The 17,019-nt window shown below is 43.9% G+C and carries 16 protein-coding genes and 2 tRNA genes; 9 read left to right on the top strand and 9 right to left on the bottom strand.

Features of this window, described 5'->3' with window-relative positions:
- The first annotated feature begins 73 nt into the window (after positions 1–73).
- The 4 genes from FTV31_RS06780 (at position 74) to FTV31_RS06765 (ending at position 1,517) form a co-directional block, all read left to right on the top strand.
- Positions 74–164 (top strand) — tRNA-Ser (locus FTV31_RS06780).
- A gap of 205 nt (positions 165–369) precedes the next feature.
- On the top strand, positions 370–570 hold the full coding sequence (locus FTV31_RS06775; RefSeq protein ID WP_004781578.1) for a hypothetical protein: 201 nt from the start codon (positions 370–372) through the stop codon (positions 568–570).
- A 438-nt stretch (positions 571–1,008) separates the two neighbouring features.
- Complete coding sequence (locus tag FTV31_RS06770; protein WP_004781576.1) at positions 1,009–1,236, top strand: hypothetical protein; 228 nt, start codon at positions 1,009–1,011, stop codon at positions 1,234–1,236.
- Between the two features lie 205 nt (positions 1,237–1,441).
- A tRNA-Thr gene (locus tag FTV31_RS06765) sits at positions 1,442–1,517 on the top strand.
- A gap of 81 nt (positions 1,518–1,598) precedes the next feature.
- Here FTV31_RS06765 and FTV31_RS06760 read toward each other — a convergent pair.
- The 3 genes from FTV31_RS06760 to FTV31_RS06750 all read right to left on the bottom strand — a co-directional run bounded on the left by FTV31_RS06760 (position 1,599) and on the right by FTV31_RS06750 (position 5,041).
- Positions 1,599–2,438: a cyclopropane-fatty-acyl-phospholipid synthase family protein gene (locus tag FTV31_RS06760; protein ID WP_180013831.1), complete on the bottom strand. Its 840-nt coding sequence runs from the start codon at positions 2,436–2,438 to the stop codon at positions 1,599–1,601.
- Positions 2,439–2,441: 3 nt separating this feature from the next.
- The gene (locus FTV31_RS06755) at positions 2,442–3,749 is read right to left on the bottom strand and encodes an FAD-dependent oxidoreductase (protein WP_125279600.1); all 1,308 of its coding nucleotides are present in this window, start codon (positions 3,747–3,749) and stop codon (positions 2,442–2,444) included.
- A gap of 413 nt (positions 3,750–4,162) precedes the next feature.
- Positions 4,163–5,041: a pirin family protein gene (locus FTV31_RS06750; RefSeq protein ID WP_180013829.1), complete on the bottom strand. Its 879-nt coding sequence runs from the start codon at positions 5,039–5,041 to the stop codon at positions 4,163–4,165.
- Positions 5,042–5,340: 299 nt separating this feature from the next.
- Between FTV31_RS06750 and ycaC the strand changes: the two genes are divergently transcribed.
- Positions 5,341–5,967 carry an isochorismate family cysteine hydrolase YcaC gene (gene ycaC / locus FTV31_RS06745; RefSeq protein WP_180002495.1) on the top strand — a complete coding sequence of 209 codons (627 nt, stop codon included), beginning with the start codon at positions 5,341–5,343 and terminating at the stop codon, positions 5,965–5,967.
- 140 nt (positions 5,968–6,107) lie between these two features.
- Positions 6,108–7,031, top strand: a complete 924-nt coding sequence (locus tag FTV31_RS06740; protein WP_180013827.1) for a LysR substrate-binding domain-containing protein — start codon at positions 6,108–6,110, stop codon at positions 7,029–7,031.
- Between the two features lie 83 nt (positions 7,032–7,114).
- On the opposite strand, the gene ahpC is transcribed toward FTV31_RS06740, so the two are convergent.
- Together ahpC and FTV31_RS06730 are read right to left on the bottom strand one after the other, a co-directional pair.
- Complete coding sequence (ahpC, locus tag FTV31_RS06735) at positions 7,115–7,678, bottom strand: alkyl hydroperoxide reductase subunit C (protein ID WP_005232609.1); 564 nt, start codon at positions 7,676–7,678, stop codon at positions 7,115–7,117.
- Between the two features lie 151 nt (positions 7,679–7,829).
- Entirely contained in the window at positions 7,830–8,474 is a 645-nt protein-coding gene (locus FTV31_RS06730; RefSeq protein WP_180013825.1) for a TetR/AcrR family transcriptional regulator, read from the bottom strand.
- Between the two features lie 138 nt (positions 8,475–8,612).
- Between FTV31_RS06730 and FTV31_RS06725 the strand changes: the two genes are divergently transcribed.
- Positions 8,613–9,077 (top strand): hotdog fold domain-containing protein, encoded by a 465-nt coding sequence (locus tag FTV31_RS06725; RefSeq protein ID WP_180013823.1) that lies wholly within the window; start codon positions 8,613–8,615, stop codon positions 9,075–9,077.
- 70 nt (positions 9,078–9,147) lie between these two features.
- On the opposite strand, the gene ssb is transcribed toward FTV31_RS06725, so the two are convergent.
- The 3 genes from ssb to FTV31_RS06710 form a co-directional block, all read right to left on the bottom strand.
- Positions 9,148–9,732, bottom strand: coding sequence for a single-stranded DNA-binding protein (gene ssb, locus FTV31_RS06720; protein WP_004781559.1), 585 nt, complete (start codon positions 9,730–9,732; stop codon positions 9,148–9,150).
- Positions 9,733–9,783: 51 nt separating this feature from the next.
- Entirely contained in the window at positions 9,784–11,148 is a 1,365-nt protein-coding gene (locus tag FTV31_RS06715) for an MFS transporter (RefSeq protein ID WP_034170221.1), read from the bottom strand.
- A gap of 154 nt (positions 11,149–11,302) precedes the next feature.
- On the bottom strand, positions 11,303–12,394 hold the full coding sequence (locus FTV31_RS06710) for a DUF475 domain-containing protein (protein WP_180013821.1): 1,092 nt from the start codon (positions 12,392–12,394) through the stop codon (positions 11,303–11,305).
- A gap of 222 nt (positions 12,395–12,616) precedes the next feature.
- Between FTV31_RS06710 and tenA the strand changes: the two genes are divergently transcribed.
- The gene (tenA, locus tag FTV31_RS06705) at positions 12,617–13,288 is read left to right on the top strand and encodes a thiaminase II (protein ID WP_180013819.1); all 672 of its coding nucleotides are present in this window, start codon (positions 12,617–12,619) and stop codon (positions 13,286–13,288) included.
- A gap of 293 nt (positions 13,289–13,581) precedes the next feature.
- A complete protein-coding gene (uvrA, locus tag FTV31_RS06700; RefSeq protein WP_180013817.1) occupies positions 13,582–16,413 on the top strand; it encodes an excinuclease ABC subunit UvrA in 2,832 nt (943 codons plus the stop codon).
- A gap of 74 nt (positions 16,414–16,487) precedes the next feature.
- Here uvrA and FTV31_RS06695 read toward each other — a convergent pair whose 3' ends face one another.
- Positions 16,488–16,955, bottom strand: coding sequence for an HIT family protein (locus tag FTV31_RS06695; protein WP_180013815.1), 468 nt, complete (start codon positions 16,953–16,955; stop codon positions 16,488–16,490).
- Between the last annotated feature and the right edge of the window lie 64 nt (positions 16,956–17,019).

Genomic DNA, 17,019 nt, shown 5'->3' with positions numbered 1-17,019 from the left:
TTCAAAGTTTTTCCGCAAATCAATTGTTTCAAGCTTGGCAGACTGGCTTTTTTTCTATATCATCCACGGCCATGGTGAGGTGTCCGAGTGGCTGAAGGAGCACGCCTGGAAAGTGTGTATACGTTTATAGCGTATCGAGGGTTCGAATCCCTCTCTCACCGCCAAATATCATTATCATGTCGCCATATGATGTCTCAAAAGGCTTAAATCTTAAGGGTTTAAGCCTTTTTTGTTGCCTAAATTATGAGGTGATGCGTTAAAAATAAAAGAATAACAATACAAGTTACATAAATGATGCCGGATGGCTGTTGAATAACACTTAGCAATATTCGAGCATGATCTTATCTTGGTAAAAAATGATGGATCGCTATGAAAGATGATGAAAAGCCCCTAAATTTTGATGATGATAATGAGCCTCTGGATTTCGAAGATGAGGAGTTCACTGACGATAAAAAAGAGGATGAAATGTACAATCCGATCACCAAAGATGGATCAAGTGTAGATCCTGCGGATGATGGCACACGTCATCTTCGTCCTGAAGATGGTGATCCGCTAGAAGTCGAGCCTTAAGCCCTAGCCCAATTTTATATTGGGCTTTTTTTATAGTCTAAAACCTTAAAAGTGAGCATCTTGGACAGATGAATTGAAAAAGGATAATTCATTTTACTGGTTATTTTTGAGATGAATATTGCTTGCCTTTTCTTTTGATAGATTTAAAGATGTAAGGATATAGGTTGAGATATATTGAAATAAATTCTCTGGATAAAACCATGATATATCCATTTTTATTAATTTCTTAACTTTATGTTCTTCTTTTAGTTTATTTATATGAGGGAAACAAAAACTGGCATAAAAATAGCTTAATTTAATTGTCATCATCGCTATGTTATGGTGGAATCAAAACAGGATAAAAGGAGAATAAAAACCTAAAGATAGAAAACGTTATTGCTTGAGTCTTCCTTATTTGGGTTAGAAAAAAGTGGAAACACTGCTATTCGGAGAGTGGACATGAATAACAGCGCAAACTACATGAAACAGATAAAAAATGCCAAACGCGGTGGTTATACCCCGACCATTGCCAAAGACGTCAACAAACATAAGATTCAAAAAGCCCTAAAATTAATTGAACAGTGGAGAAGTCTCGCTCAAGAACTCAAACCTCAAATGCAGTTTGATATGGCCTTTACTTTAGAGGAATGCGCACAAGACCTGGATCGGATACTCAAAAGCAGATAATTCCCTTTTAACTCACTCATAATAGATTTTAAATATCAACCCCTTATCCTTGCCCATATCACTGATATGGGCAATTTCATGATTTAAATGTAGATGCCTGAGTGAAGATGCTTCAATGATCAGTAATAAAAAAATGGTTATAAGATTGAACGGTTATTTTTTGGCTTGCGCCCTTAAGAAAAATCTGTAAAATGCACTCCACAACGCCGGCATAGCTCAGTTGGTAGAGCAACTGACTTGTAATCAGTAGGTCCACAGTTCGAATCCGTGTGCCGGCACCATTTTCTTAGCCTCGCTTTTTAGTGAGGCTTTGATGTTTCTGGGTTTGGCATTTTTATATAGCTGTTTTTTGCCTTGAATACTCAGATCGCCTGTGCCGTCACCTGCACATATCTTACAATCCCATCCTGATATAACTTCTGACAAAGCTTTGCCGTCATCTGGATTTTAAACTGATCCAGTCTTTTGCCTTTTTGTTTCAATTTCTTTGAATTTAAATTCTGATTTACATAATCAGCAAAACCTGAAAATACCGCTTCGGACAGATCTTCAATCTGAATATTCTTAAATTCAAAATTTTCCAAACAATGATAAAGCTCATTTTTCAACATCAGGTTTTTTAAATTGACATCGGCGGATTTCAGCAGAAACTGATATTTACGCTTTTGCAGCGCATTCAAGCTGTTCCATTTTTCAGACAAGATCAGATGATGAAAGCCAATCCGTGCATTGGTGTTCAAAACACTGCATATCTGGTCGATAAGTTCGGGAACGGAACTATGATAGGCAGCATCCAGACATAGCACCACATCAAAGCGCTGGGAAAAATGTATGTCTTTTAAACGCAGGAAAGAAGCCGGATAGATGGCATTGAGATCAGGTAAATGCTGCTGAATATTCGCCACGCAAGCTGGCTGAAGTTCAACACCGGCCAGATATTGCACCTGATAGCGTTGCTGCCAGTGCAGCAGGCTGGCACCCTGGCCACAGCCCAGATCCAGCAATTTATCTTTTGAATTTAAACCGACCGTTTCTGCCAAGCGATCGGCCAAAGTTCGACAGGCAGCTACATAATCCTGCTGCCCTGTCTGCCAATAACCCAGATTGCTCCAGGGCAACTGCGACTGGTCTCCCAGCAACGACGCATCAATTGCATATTTATGTTGAGGAAGACGCTGACGAAGTGCCTGAAACCATTGCATCAATCAATAACCGAGTTGGGGTGCTACCTCGATCTTAGGTTTAAGTCCTTCAAATGGCAACGGTGCCCCCATAATTGCAGCAATTTTCATGGCAGAAGTCACTGCAGATTCCAAGATTGGTAAACCGTCCGATGACCATGAGCCGCAGTAGAACACTTTACGGTTCATTTCCAGATGACGATGCTGTAATTCCTTATTGAGAGCGATGGTATTGGCATCCACTACCGCACGGGTCAAGGTCACTGATGAAATCACTTTTTTCGGATCAATCTCAGTCACAGGACGCCAGGTCTGGAATACCGGAGATTTACCCACCAGACTCGGTTCAACCGCATTCAGCCAAACCGTAAATTGCTGACGGGTAAACTTGCGATCCATCATATAGCTGAGTACAGCCCAGTCCTTACGCTTCGGTGGCATCACGCTGCTATCACGGTGAATGACCAATTCGCCCTGTTCAAATTTGAATTTCTTTAACAGCTCGATATCGCGGCCAAACTGCTCATGATCCAGGAATTCATCAATATGATTGGTTGGTGTCGCCACCACGACGCGATCAAAGGTTTTCGACAGACCCGCTGCATTTTCTACCAGTACTTTGTCGCCCTGCTCTTTCACTGAGACAATTGGTGCACCACTTTCAATGTGAATGCCTTCAATCAGTTTGTCTACCAAAGCCGGAGTACCGCCCTGCATACGTAACAAGGCATCACCATCCGTTAGCTGACGCAGGAAAATCAATAGCGGTTTGGCTGGCCATTCACCAATAGTTTTCGGGTTACAGGTACAGATGGTATACAGCACCGGCATCACCGCACCATGCCAGAACACTTCTTCAATCTCATTGCGATTGATAAATTCTGCCAGGCTGATGTCCTGATTTTTGGATTTAAAGAATTTTGCCAAGGCTGTTTTGAGTTGCAGCAAACCTTTAACCAGACGCCAGCCATATTGCTGGATGCCTTTGCGGTTATTGATAATCGGAATATTACCGATCCGGCTACGTGACGTGGTTAGCCAGGTTTCTACCCGGTCTTCAAACAGCCAGCTACAGGCCATATAAGTACGTACCGGGTAAGTTTTAATGCCCAGATGAGTCGCCAGACTTAAGGTATTTTTCCACAGATAAGGATTCATCACACGTAAAGGTGCGTCAATGAGGCCTCCTTCAAATTCGAGACTATGACTGTCCATGCCGCGACCTTGAAGCGCTTCAAAAATAGTAATGCGATGTCCTGCGTCCTGAAGAATTCTGGCAGTAGCCAGTCCAGCCATGCCACTACCAATTACTGCGATATCCAATCTGATCATCCGTCATTGAAAAACTAAAAGAAATTATGAACCATGCTTTCAGCAAATAGGTTATTAAAATCTTCCAGAATACTTTTTTTTCGTAAGTCTAGGTTAACGCAACTTTACAAATAAATTACATTTTTTGAATAGCAAAAAACGTCTTTATATAGAGTGACTTAAACCGCCATTATATTTAAATATTTAAAAATAAATCTTTAAAAAACAAATGATTTAATTAACCGATTTTTTAATCATCGGTTTACAAAGACCGCAAAACACTCTATAATATGCAGCACAAGAAAGAGATAAATTCATAGAGATAAACAAAATGAATTTATCCCAGAAACTCGTAAAAACGACAAGAAATTCCAGCGCATTAGAAAAAAAGCCTCTGCTTGTGCAGAGGCTTCTTTGTTTTAAGACTGACTGTATTATTCGGCCTGTACCGCGATTTCACCAAATTTACCCTGATTAAAATCTTGAAATGCCTGAATAATTTCTTCCTTGGTATTCATCACAAATGGGCCATAGCCTTGAATAGGTTCATTCAGCGGCTCACCGGTCAAGAGCAGAAATTTAGTGTCCTGATAGGCCTGTAGCTGAATTTCAGGATCATCATCGCGCGCAAACATGACAATAGAGCTATCCAGGACTTTTTGACTGCCATTTACCATCTGCTCACCCGCCAGTACAACCAGCAAAGCATTATGTCCGGTAGGCACATGCAACGTAGTTTCATACTCCGCTTTTAGCTCGCCGTCCCAGACATTTACCGGACTAAAGGTATGTGCTGGCCCATGATGGCCTCCGAACTCTCCGGCAATCACCCGAATATGTCCTGCGCCCTCATCCATTTCAATCCGTGGAATCTCAGCTGCAGTAATGGCCTGATAACGTGGCGCGGTCATTTTGTCTTTAGCTGGCAAATTGACCCAGAGTTGAACCATTTCAAACAGGCCACCCTTTTGAGCAAAATCTGGAGAATGAAATTCTTCATGCACTACACCTGCGCCTGCGGTCATCCACTGTACATCACCGGTCTGTATCGTACCGCCACCGCCACTGGAGTCCTGGTGGGTCACTGCACCCTGATAAGCCAAGGTTACAGTTTCAAAACCACGATGCGGATGCGAACCTACACCATGCTGCTCAGTAGTCGATGCAAAATGATACGGCGCTGCATAGTCCAGCAGTAGAAATGGACTAATGGCCTGCCCCAGACGATCATAAGAAAACAGGTTTTTCACCGGGAAGCCGTCACCGACCCAGTGCATGTTTTGATTACGGTAGACACCAATGACTTTTTTCATCTTTTACTCCTATATACAATAGGATGAACATGCAGCCATTGTATGCTTTACAGGCAGTACTCGATACTAGGATACTGAAATGCAGTATCCCAAATATAAGACAATAGTAGGTTTAAATCATGAAAATTGTCACCAATAAATACTGAATTTTATTTTAATTTTCCCATTATTCTATTTTTGAGATTAACTGTCCCGGAACTTAGACTTAATTTGTCCTATTTTTATCTCTAACATGCAATCACCGCATGTCGCCATCAGTGGCTGATCTGCTCACCTGATTTCATTAGAGGAAAATAAAAATGGCAAAACCCTATGTGCGTTTAGACAAGGACAATGCAGCTGTATTGCTGGTCGATCATCAAACTGGCCTGCTATCGCTGGTACGTGATATTGACCCGGACAAATTCAAGAACAATGTGCTGGCACTGGCTGCAGCGGCAAAATATTTCAATCTGCCAACGATTCTGACGACCAGTTTTGAACAGGGTCCAAATGGTCCCCTAGTACCTGAATTGAAAGACATGTTCCCGGATGCACCGTACATTGCCCGTCCTGGCCAGATCAATGCCTGGGATAATGAAGACTTTGTCAAAGCAGTAAAAGCTACAGGTAAGAAACAGCTGATTATTGCTGGTGTCGTGACTGAAGTCTGTGTGGCCTTTCCTGCTCTGTCTGCACTGGAAGAAGAATTTGACGTATTCGTGGTGACTGATGCTTCCGGTACCTTTAACCATCTGACCCGTGACTCGGCATGGAATCGTATGTCTCAGGCGGGTGCGCAGCTGATGACCTGGTTTGGCATGGCTTGTGAACTGCACCGTGACTGGCGTAATGATATTGAAGGTCTGGGTACTTTATTCAGCAACCATATCCCAGATTACCGTAACCTGATCAATAGCTATAACCAGAACACAACACAGAAATAATCTGCTACAACTTAAAACAGCGGCCCATGGGTCGCTTTTTATTATAAAAATCAAATGAGATTTGGCTAGAAAATATATAGATCAAGAAAGATTTCCCCTATGATGGATATGGCATAAGCACAGGGCGATTGAGGTGAAACGTGCATTCTTTTGATGACTATTATTATTTCTACCTAGTGGTAAAGCATGGTGGTTTTAGTGCAGCCAGTGACGCGTCTGGCATCACCAAGTCCAAACTCAGTCGTCGTATTCTGGAACTGGAAGCACGTTTTAATGTCACCCTGATCCAACGTTCGACCCGGCATTTTAAAGTGACACCACTCGGTCAGGAGTTTTATCAGGAATGTGAAAAGCTGATTCAGCAGGTGGAATGTGCCCATAGTGTCCTGCTCAAGCAGAAAAGCGAACCGCAAGGTTTGGTCAAGCTCAGCTGCCCTTCAGTGATGATGCGTTTCCAGATTCGCCAGTTACTGAATGAATTCCTGAAAACCTATCCGCAGGTACAAGTCGAAATGGAAATCACCAGCCGCCGTGTCGATGTACTGCATGATGATATTGATCTTGCCATCCGCACCAACTTCGAGGCCAATGAAGATTCCAGCATCGTGGTTCGGGATGTGATTAAAACAACGCATTGTCTGGTCGCCAGCCCGGAACTACTCAAGGGTCAACAGCTACAATATCCAACTGAAATTAATAATTTTCCTACTATCGTTCTCGGCACTCAAAAACAGCATTATCAGTGGCATCTACATCACACGACTAACAAGGAACAAATGGATATTCCACTGGAACCACGGATCAAAAGTAATGATCTGGCTGGTGTGTATTATTCTGCACTGGATGGCTTGGGCATTGCCGATCTGCCTTATTTAACCGTGGAAGAAGATCTGAAAGTAGGTCGCCTTATTCACGTCCTGCCAGAATGGTGTTCCAATATGGGTACTGTCCAACTGGTCTATGTCTCACGCAAAGGCCAGCGTCTGGTCATGGAAAAACTGATTGAACATCTGGTTGAAGGCTTGCGTGCTGCGGCAGAAGGTCACAGAGGTTATACCATTTAAGTTTATTATTTCAGTTCCGGTAGACAATAAAAAACCCAGCGCTGAGGGCTGAGTTTTTTCAACTTCGATAACGTGTTATCGAATTAGATTTTACCGACCAGGTCGATTGAAGGAGCAAGAGTCGCTTCACCTTCTTTCCATTTTGCCGGACATACTTCACCTGGGTGAGCGTGTACATATTGAGCCGCTTTTACTTTACGAAGCAGTTCTTGCGCGTCACGACCGATACCACCCGCGTTGATTTCAACGATCTGGATTTTACCGTCTGGATCGATCACGAAAGTACCACGATCCGCCAAACCATCAGCTTCAATCAGCACTTCAAAGTTTTTCGCCAAAGTCCAGGTTGGATCGCCAATCATTGGATACTGGATTTTACCAATCACGTCAGACGTGTCATGCCAAGCTTTGTGCGTGAAGTGTGTGTCGGTAGATACTGAGTAGATTTCTACGCCCAGTTTCTGGAATTCAGCATACTGATCAGCAAGATCGCCTAATTCTGTTGGACAAACAAATGTGAAGTCAGCAGGATAGAAGAATACTACAGACCATTTGCCTTTCATGTCCTGCTCAGATACTTCAATAAATTGGCCATTATGGTAAGCAGTTGCGTTGAATGGCTTAACTTCAGTATTGATTAAACTCATAAGTCTATTCCTATCTATTCGTGAAAGTGTGTGTTCATTTGATGTAGTTAAGAATACGCAAAAACCACTAATAGGTAAAACCGTAACTTTTCATAAAAACTATCGGTTTTTTAGATTTATAATTCCTTTTATTTTTATCTTTCTGATTTGTTTAATCGATTTTGGCGGATTCACTTTCTTGAAAATGCTGTATAGATTGCCAAGCCGATTTTGCCAAGGCTGCTGTATAGTGTTTAGGAAAGGTTTGGACTCGACCAGATAACCAGCTCCGGCAATAACTTTCAGTGGATCCAATGATTAGTGATATAAGCAATTCTAAGGGAACAGCTTGTAATTGACTGATATCTGCCTGCTGAGCCAGCCATTGTTTTAAGTCTTGATTGCGCTGCTGATTCGACTGCTGCAATTCCTCTTTGAAGTCACTATTTTGAACTGTATGATGCGCGGCATAAAGAAAGCGGGCAAAATCAGGATACGCTACGACCCAATCGATATAACTCTGAATCACCGCCTGTATGCCTTGTTCAATACCCTGAACTTGTGACAAAGCCTGCAAACGCTGCTCCGACTGATCTGTGAGCGCTGCAATATACAGTGCCGCAATGATCCCCTCCTTATTTTTAAAATGATGGTAGATCGCTCCTATGCTGGTATCGGCCTGATCACGAATCATTTCAATCGTAGTCGCAGCAATGCCTGTACGCAGAAATTCTGTCAATGAGCATTCCAGAATCTGACGTTTTAATAAAGCTCGTCTTCCTTTAAAAATCTTTTCCAGCAATTCCATGTTTTGCATCTTTAATATTTAAATCCTCTCTATTTTTAAAAGCAGGCTGGCAGCCTGATGTCTGGTTTTTGTCAGATGCGCCAATACAGAATAATATTCTGTATGAGAATATTATTCTGATTAAAAATAATATACAGGAAGTTATAGATGAGCCAAGCCCTAAAAATCTGGAAAAGCCTAGAAAATAAGCCAGCCGGTAAATATCTTTTTTCTAAATTACTTTGTCTAAAAGCCCCCTATTTCGGCAGTATTTCTCCACTATTTGAAGATTTAAAGCCTGGTTATTGTGCAGTGAGCATCAAGAAACATCGTGCCGTGCTGAATCATTTAGGCACTGTACACGCGATTGCCATGTGCAATATGGCTGAACTGGCAGGCGGCACCATGACCGATGCAACCGTTCCGAAAACTCATCGCTGGATTCCCAAGGGTATGCAGGTCGAATATGTCAAAAAAGCTACTACTGACCTAGTTGCGATTGCGACACCCGCCGAGCCTAACTTTATATGGAAGGAAGGCAGCGATTATCTGGTCAATGTAGAAATTAAAGATACTACAGAAGAAGTTGTGTTTCGGGCGGTGATCACCATGTGGGTCTCGGTGAAAAAATAAAAAGTTCTATAGATGAAGAAACCCGCCAAATGGCGGGTTTTGATGATGATTTACCTTTCTAATGTCGGGATTAGAACGGAAGATCATCATCCAGATCGGCTGCAGGTGCTGCTACTGGAGCAGGTGCAGACTTCGGCGCATAACCACCCTGGTTATTTTGGTTATTGTTGCCATAACCACCGCCCTGATTATTGTTAAAACCGCCTTGCTGAGGCGCTGAGCCATAACCACCTTGTGGATTATTGCCATAACCGCCACCCTGGTTATTATTATTAAAACGTGGCTGGTTAAAACCGTTATCGCCTTGCTCGCCTTGTGGACGACCAGAATCCAGCATTTGCATTTGCTCACCACGGATTTCCGTTGTATAGCGTTCTTGACCGCTTTGATCTGTCCATTGACGGGTACGTAATGAACCTTCGATATAAACTTTAGAACCTTTGCGCAGATATTGCTGTGCAATTTCACCTAAACGGTTATGCAGCACAATACGGTGCCATTCGGTTTGCTCTTTACGTTCGCCCGTATTTTTATCAGTCCATGAATCGCTGGTTGCGATAGAGAATTGAGTGAGAGAACCACCATTTGGGAAAGTTTTGGTCTCAGGATCTCGACCTAAAGTACCAACTAAAATGACCTTATTAACACCACGCATCAGACGTACACTTCCTATTTATTTCTATATTTTACTTTATAAGAGTTATGTTTAAATGGCTACCTCTTTACCTAACAAGTGCGTTAATTGTTGTCGCGAAACATCATCAACCTGCTGTTTATCGACCTTGACAAAGGCGACTTGCTGTTCAGACATGACCACAACCTCTTCAATACCACGAATCGCCAAAAGTTGAGAAGTCCATTCATCTGTTTGTTTACTCTCTGGCAGACGAAGCACGAGCGATGAAAGATAGCGTGGTTGAGCCAACCCAAAACTCATGAGCAGCCAAATTATAGCAATTGCCGATAAAATACTCCAACCGAGCGAAGTGTTGTTGAGTAACAACAATTGTCCACCGATAATCCCGCCAAAAAACGCGCCCAGAAACTGACTACTGGCATTCACGCCCATCGCAGTGGCTTTGGATTGAATCGGCGCTGCTTTGGATAGCCAGGAGGGCAGTAAGGCTTCCATAACGTTAAAGGCAATGAAGAACAGCCCCAATCCACCGATCAGCACATACTTGGATTCAAAGCCAAAAATCATGATCAGCAGACCCAGGATAATACCGCCAATCGCTGTCAGGAAAATGCTGCGCATCTTGCGGTATTTTTCTGCCAGTACAATGCTCGGAAAAGCAAAGAATAGACTGACGACCAGCAGCGGCAGATAAACCCAACCATGGCTCGATAATGGCAGTTCAGCAACTTCAATCAGTTGCGATGGCACATAAATAAACATCGCTGTAAGCAGCAAATGCAGGGTAAATACTGAAATATGCAGACGGTTCAGATCCCCCATTTTCAAGACCTGTTTCAGCTGCTCCAGATAACCTTGCTGAAAATTTTTATGATGACGGGTAACTTTAGGAACCATCAATAGCATCGCAATCGCAGCCAGTCCCATCACTGTGGTCACCCAGAACAGACCGGAAATGCCGACCAATCCTGTCACCCATGGCCCCATGGTAAAGGCCACCACAAAGGACAGGCCGATACTCATGCCCATCACCGCCATGGCTTTCATGCGGTTTTCTTCACGGGTCACATCGGCCAGTAAGGCCATTACCACTGCTGAAACTGCTCCACCACCCGCAATCGCACGACCAATGATCACGCCATAAATGGTGTCAGACATTGCAGCAATCGCGCCACCTAGAGCGAATAGCAACAAGCCTAAAACCACCAGTGGCTTACGGCTATAGCGGTCTGCAATCAGGCTAAACGGAATCTGTAAAATAGCTTGTGTCAGGCCATAAATACCCACCGCCAGACCAATCAGTGCCGGCGTAGCATATTCATATGACTGCCCTGCTACAGAGAATACAGGGATGATCATAAACAACCCCAGCATGCGCAGTGCGAAAATACTGCTCAGGGCAAAGGTCGAGCGACGTTCTAAGGCATTCATCATAAAGTCTGGCGATCGAGTTAGTTAATCTTGATGCGCAGATTATAGGCCATTCCACTCAAAGGAATGCATGAATTTTATTTGAAATAAAGATGAGGACTATCTGAAAAATAAAAAAGCGTAGCCGGAGCCACGCTTCTGTTCAGTGATCACAGGACTATTTGCCTGCTTTTAATAACTGACGCTTGGTATATTGAATCGAAGCAATGACTGCCCAGATAATGAAAGCCACACCGATCAGACCGGTCACTACTTCAGGAATATGTACACCGGTACTGCTTGCCAGCATGATAAATGCCAGAGCACCAATCGCATAGTGCGCGCCATGTTCCAAATAGATATAGGCATCCAGCGTGCCTTTATCGACCAGGTAAATGGTCATCGAACGCACAAACATCGCACCGATGGCCAAGCCTAACATGATGATTACCACGTCAGACGTAATCGCAAAGGCACCGATTACACCGTCAAAACTGAAAGATGCATCGAGTACTTCCAGATAAAGAAAACCACCAAAACCGGCTTTCACCACACCAGTCGGTACACCTTCAGCATCGTGACGAACGGCATTACCCTCTTTGTCTACTTCCGGTTCCCCGCCCAGCATATGGCTTAGGACCTGTACCCCGATATAAATCACGATCCCCCAGATCCCGGCCAGAATAACATCCAGACGTTTTGCTTCTTCGACCTGAAAATCCATGATTAACAAGGCAATCAGGGTAATAAAGACTGACATCGCCGGAACATTCGCCAGATGCGCCAGACGGCGTTCCAGCATGCGGAACCAGTGGGTGTCTTTTTCTTCATCCAGGAAGAAGTTCAGAAATACCAGCATCAGGAAGGCACCACCAAAGGCAGAAATCTCGGCATGATGTGCCATCAGTTTGGCCGAATATTCTTTTGGTGCATTTAAGGCGAGCTGCACCACTTCCATAAAGCCCATATCCGCAGTTACGGCCACAATGACCACCGGGAAAATCAGGCGCATCCCGAAAACTGCAACCAGAATCCCGACCGTCAGGAAAATCATTTTCCAGAAATGATCCCAACCGCGCAGGACGGATGCATTGACAACCGCGTTATCAAACGACAACGACACTTCCATAATCGCCAGAATAGCGGTGATGGTCAGTGCTGTGAACATGGTTTGCAGGCCCGCTTCCGGACCATGGGTAAATCCCCAATAAGCAGACAAACCAAGGCACACGATCGAAAATACGATTGAGAAACCAAAGTGTTTCAACATATATATCGACCTTAGATAAATTTCATTAAATGCATTTCTTTAAATGTAGAGAAATACTAAAACTCAAAGTTGTCCCAATTATGAAACTTTTGCCGCATAAACCAAAGCACTTCCTGAACCATTTTTAGGTATTTTCTGCTTTTCAGATTTGCTGATCTTTTAAACAGATTTATCTTTGCTATAGTGCTGGAGGTTTTGACTTCAACTGCTAAGGATTTCAGTATGAGTTTCTCTCAAGACGTATGGCAACGTAATCTCGGACTTTATCAAAAGACATTGGCGCTGCCTTTTAACCAGCAACTGGCGCAGGGAACATTAAATCGTGAAGCTTTTAGTCATTATGTAATTCAGGATGCACATTATCTGCTGGCCTATGGCCGTGCGCTGGCGGTGTGTGCAGCCAAAGCTTTTGAAGCAGATGACGTAATCCAGTTTAGTGAAGCAGCTAAAACTGCCATTGTGGTCGAACGTAGCCTGCATGATGGCTTTATGCAGGATTTTGGCATCAGCAAAACCCAATTCGAAAACACACCTTTGACTCTGGCCTGCCATCATTACACCTCTTATTTACAGGCAACGGCTTGGGCAGAAAGTTATCCGGTGGTTCTGGCTGCCCTTTTGCCATGTTTCTGGATCTATGCGGAAGTGGGTAAGGATATTGTCGATAAGGTAGCGCCGAATAACCCGTATCAGGCCTGGATTGATACCTATGCCGGGGAAGATTTTCATACAGCGGTACGCAATGTAATTGCTACTGTAGATCGGGTGGCAGCGCGGGTCGATGCTGATACTCTGGAAAAAATGCATCAGGCCTATACCCATGCAGCACGTCTGGAATGGCTGTTCTGGGACAGTGCCTATGAACAGCGCCAATGGCCAGGTCTGGATGATTAATTTTAGTTTCTATTGACTAAGCCCTGTCCAATGCAGGGCTTTTTTATTTTTAAACCAAATCCTAAATGATGGAAAGTGAAGCTAATTTTGATGTCGTTATGCATCATGAAATTTTATCTATTAGATGTTTGGAAAAGAGCAAATCTAATCTACGTTTTCCCCCAGTTGCTTTAGTACTGATCTTTTGACCAATATCCGACACAACTTGACGTTTAAAATACTTTTATTTGCACTTGAACATTTTTCATTCGGTATCATATAAAGGTTTTTGATGAATTTTCTAGGATCATTGCATGAGCCAAAGTCACATCCGTATTCGAGGTGCACGTACCCATAACCTGAAAAATGTGAACCTTGATATTCCACGCGACAAGTTTGTGGTGATTACGGGACTGTCTGGTTCAGGTAAGTCCTCATTGGCATTCGATACGTTGTATGCGGAAGGTCAACGCCGTTATGTAGAATCTTTGTCTGCCTATGCGCGTCAATTCCTTTCGCAAATGGAAAAGCCGGAAGTTGATTCGATTGAGGGCTTAAGCCCGGCCATTGCTATCGAACAGAAGTCGACCAGTCATAACCCGCGTTCGACTGTAGGTACCATTACCGAAATCTATGACTATTTACGTCTGCTCTATGCACGTGTAGGCACACCTTACTGTCCGGAACACGATCTGCCTATGGTGGCACAGACCGTAACTGAAATGGTCGATGCGGTTAAAGAACTGGAAGAAGGCACTGCGCTGTTATTGTTAGCGCCTGTCGTTCGTGAACGTAAGGGTGAGTACACAGCGCTATTTGAACAACTGCAAAGCCAGGGCTTTGTGCGTGCACGTGTCGATGGCGAGATCATGGAAATTGATCCGCCACCCGAGCTGGACAAAAAGAAAAAACATACTATTGAAGTGGTAGTTGACCGCTTTAAGGTACGTGATGATCTCGGTAACCGGATTGCGGAAAGTTTTGAAACTGCATTGCGTCTCGGTGGTGATATTGCGATCCTGTCCTGGATGAAAGGTGAAAATGATGATCGCGTGTTTTCTGCCAAACACTCCTGTCCGGAATGTGACCGCGCTGTGGCTGAACTGGAGCCACGCCTGTTTTCATTTAACAATCCCTTCGGGGCCTGCCCGGTCTGTGATGGTCTGGGCACCCGTAGCCATTTCAGTGCGGACAAACTGATTCCCAATCAGGAAGTCAGCATCAGCCAGGGTGCGATTCGTGGCTGGGATCGTCAGCGTCCATATTATTATGGCATGCTGCAAAAAGTAGCCGAGCATTTTGGTTTTTCTCTGGAAACGCCTTGGAATGAACTGGATGCCAATACCAAGAAGAAATTCCTTTACGGTACCGGCAAAGAAAAAATTGACCTGAGCTATATTGATGAACGTGGTCGCCGTCATAACCGGGTGATGCCATTTGAAGGTATCTTGCCGCATCTGGAACGCCGTTACCGCGAAACCGAAAGTAATTATGTCCGTGATGATCTGGCGCAGTATCTCTCTAATGCTGCCTGTGATGCTTGTGATGGTTCACGTCTGAATGAAATCTCGCGTAATGTGAAAATTCTGGACAAGACCATTGCCGACGTTACCCGCATGTCGATTGGCGATGCCGAGAGCTATTATCAGGGGATTAATCTGGAAGGTGCGCGTGGTGAAATTGCGGACAAGATTTTCAAGGAAATCCGTGAACGTCTGCACTTCCTGGTATCTGTCGGTCTGAACTATTTGAGTCTGTCCCGTTCTGCCGAAACCTTGTCTGGTGGTGAAGCACAGCGTATCCGTCTGGCCTCACAAATTGGTGCTGGCCTCATGGGTGTGATGTATGTGCTGGATGAACCTTCAATTGGTCTGCATCAGCGTGATAATGATCGTCTGTTACAAACCCTGATTCGTCTGCGTGACCTCGGTAATACTGTTTTAGTGGTCGAACATGATGAAGATGCCATTCGTGCCGCAGACCATATTATTGATATTGGTCCGGGTGCCGGTGTGCATGGCGGTCATGTGATTGCAGAAGGTACCTATCAGGAACTTGCTGAAAACAAAGATTCCCTGACCGGTAAATATCTGTCTGGCAAACTAAAAATTGAAGTACCGAAAAAACGGGTTCAGCCACCAAAACCGGAAGAACAGATCAAGCTAATGGGTGCTGCCGGGCATAACTTGAAGAAAGTCGATCTGACCATTCCATTGGGAATTATGACTTGTGTCACTGGCGTTTCAGGTTCTGGTAAATCTACATTAATTAACCGGACTCTGTTGCCACTGGCAGCGACCCAGCTGAATGGTGCAACCACGCTGACTGCCGAGAAGTTTGATTCGATTGATGGTCTGCAATTTCTGGATAAAGTGGTTGATATTGACCAGAGCCCGATTGGCCGTACACCACGTTCGAACCCAGCAACTTATACTGGTTTGTTCACTCCGATTCGTGAACTGTTTTCACAGACTCAGGAAGCCAAAGCACGTGGTTATACCGCTGGCCGTTTCTCGTTTAACGTGAAAGGCGGACGTTGTGAAGCCTGTGAAGGTGATGGCATGATCAAGGTGGCAATGCACTTCCTGCCTGATATGTATGTGCCGTGTGATGCCTGTCATGGCAAACGTTATAATCGTGAAACGCTGGAAGTGAACTACAAAGGTAAGAATATTTCCGATGTATTACAGATGACCGTTGAAGATGCCATGCATTTCTTTGATGCGATTCCAGTGATTCATCGTCGTCTGGAAACCTTGCATCAGGTCGGTCTGGGTTATATCCGTCTGGGTCAGTCAGCGACGACCCTTTCTGGTGGTGAAGCGCAGCGCGTGAAACTGGCACGTGAGCTGGCCAAACGGGATACCGGCAAAACCCTGTATGTACTGGATGAACCAACGACTGGTCTGCATTTCCATGATATTGCCAAGCTGCTGGACATCCTGCATGAGCTACGCAATAAAGGGAATACCATTGTAGTGATTGAACATAACCTGGATGTGATCAAGACTGCGGACTGGGTGGTAGATCTTGGGCCTGAAGGTGGTGCGGGTGGCGGTATGATTATCGCGGAAGGTACTCCGGAAGATGTTGTGAAAGTTAAGGCTTCACATACAGGGAAATTCTTAAAGCCGTTATTGAAGTAATTTTATTCTCTCCAACCCTCCTTTTTCAAAGGAGGGAGTGCCCCTTTTTTTAGAAGAGGGGCTTTTATTTTTGACTATGCGATTGAGCGAATATTTTCAGCCAATTGTGCCAGCGTTTGATCATCCGCCCTTCGAGCATCATGTAATGAAATATATCCCTCATAAGCATCAAAATACTTATCGATCGAAGAATTAATTGGCTGCCAGTTTTCATGGGTATTTTTAGTCTGATGCATTGGAAATAGCTTGGCATGCACATGATCGACGCCAAATCCCTCAAACACCATTGCTGTTCGGCCAACGTCATCAAAATAACGATCCAATTTTAGAGCTACCTGCTTGGTATATAAAACCAGATTTGTCAGCACCTGGTCACTCAGTTCAAAGGCATAGCTGGAATAATGCTGTTTTGGAATCACCACGCTTGCGCCCAATGTATTGGGAAATATAGTAAGAAATGCCATAAAATCATCATTTTCATCGATTAAATGACATGGCAATTCCCCTTTTACCATTTGACAGAAAATACAATTTTTACTCATTTTAAGATCCCCTAAATTTTTATATTTTTTAAAAACTTCAATGAAATTTACTTTATTTTTTAAC

Origin of the sequence: Acinetobacter sp. YH16031, assembly GCF_013417335.1 — a bacterium.
Classification (GTDB): Bacteria; Pseudomonadota; Gammaproteobacteria; order Pseudomonadales; family Moraxellaceae; genus Acinetobacter.
This window is presented reverse-complemented; position numbering and strand designations above follow the sequence as displayed.

Excerpts from the sequence above, each read along its gene's own strand:
- FTV31_RS06775 (WP_004781578.1), top strand. The coding sequence starts at position 370 with ATGAAAGATGATGAAAAGCCCCTAAATTTTGATGATGATAATGAGCCT.
- FTV31_RS06770 (WP_004781576.1), top strand. The coding sequence starts at position 1,009 with ATGAATAACAGCGCAAACTACATGAAACAGATAAAAAATGCCAAACGC.
- FTV31_RS06760 (WP_180013831.1), bottom strand. The coding sequence starts at position 2,438 with ATGCAATGGTTTCAGGCACTTCGTCAGCGTCTTCCTCAACATAAATAT.
- FTV31_RS06755 (WP_125279600.1), bottom strand. The coding sequence starts at position 3,749 with ATGATCAGATTGGATATCGCAGTAATTGGTAGTGGCATGGCTGGACTG.
- FTV31_RS06750 (WP_180013829.1), bottom strand. The coding sequence starts at position 5,041 with ATGAAAAAAGTCATTGGTGTCTACCGTAATCAAAACATGCACTGGGTC.
- ycaC (WP_180002495.1), top strand. The coding sequence starts at position 5,341 with ATGGCAAAACCCTATGTGCGTTTAGACAAGGACAATGCAGCTGTATTG.
- ahpC (WP_005232609.1), bottom strand. The coding sequence starts at position 7,678 with ATGAGTTTAATCAATACTGAAGTTAAGCCATTCAACGCAACTGCTTAC.
- FTV31_RS06730 (WP_180013825.1), bottom strand. The coding sequence starts at position 8,474 with ATGCAAAACATGGAATTGCTGGAAAAGATTTTTAAAGGAAGACGAGCT.
- FTV31_RS06725 (WP_180013823.1), top strand. The coding sequence starts at position 8,613 with ATGAGCCAAGCCCTAAAAATCTGGAAAAGCCTAGAAAATAAGCCAGCC.
- ssb (WP_004781559.1), bottom strand. The coding sequence starts at position 9,732 with ATGCGTGGTGTTAATAAGGTCATTTTAGTTGGTACTTTAGGTCGAGAT.
- FTV31_RS06715 (WP_034170221.1), bottom strand. The coding sequence starts at position 11,148 with ATGATGAATGCCTTAGAACGTCGCTCGACCTTTGCCCTGAGCAGTATT.
- FTV31_RS06710 (WP_180013821.1), bottom strand. The coding sequence starts at position 12,394 with ATGTTGAAACACTTTGGTTTCTCAATCGTATTTTCGATCGTGTGCCTT.
- tenA (WP_180013819.1), top strand. The coding sequence starts at position 12,617 with ATGAGTTTCTCTCAAGACGTATGGCAACGTAATCTCGGACTTTATCAA.
- uvrA (WP_180013817.1), top strand. The coding sequence starts at position 13,582 with ATGAGCCAAAGTCACATCCGTATTCGAGGTGCACGTACCCATAACCTG.
- FTV31_RS06695 (WP_180013815.1), bottom strand. The coding sequence starts at position 16,955 with ATGAGTAAAAATTGTATTTTCTGTCAAATGGTAAAAGGGGAATTGCCA.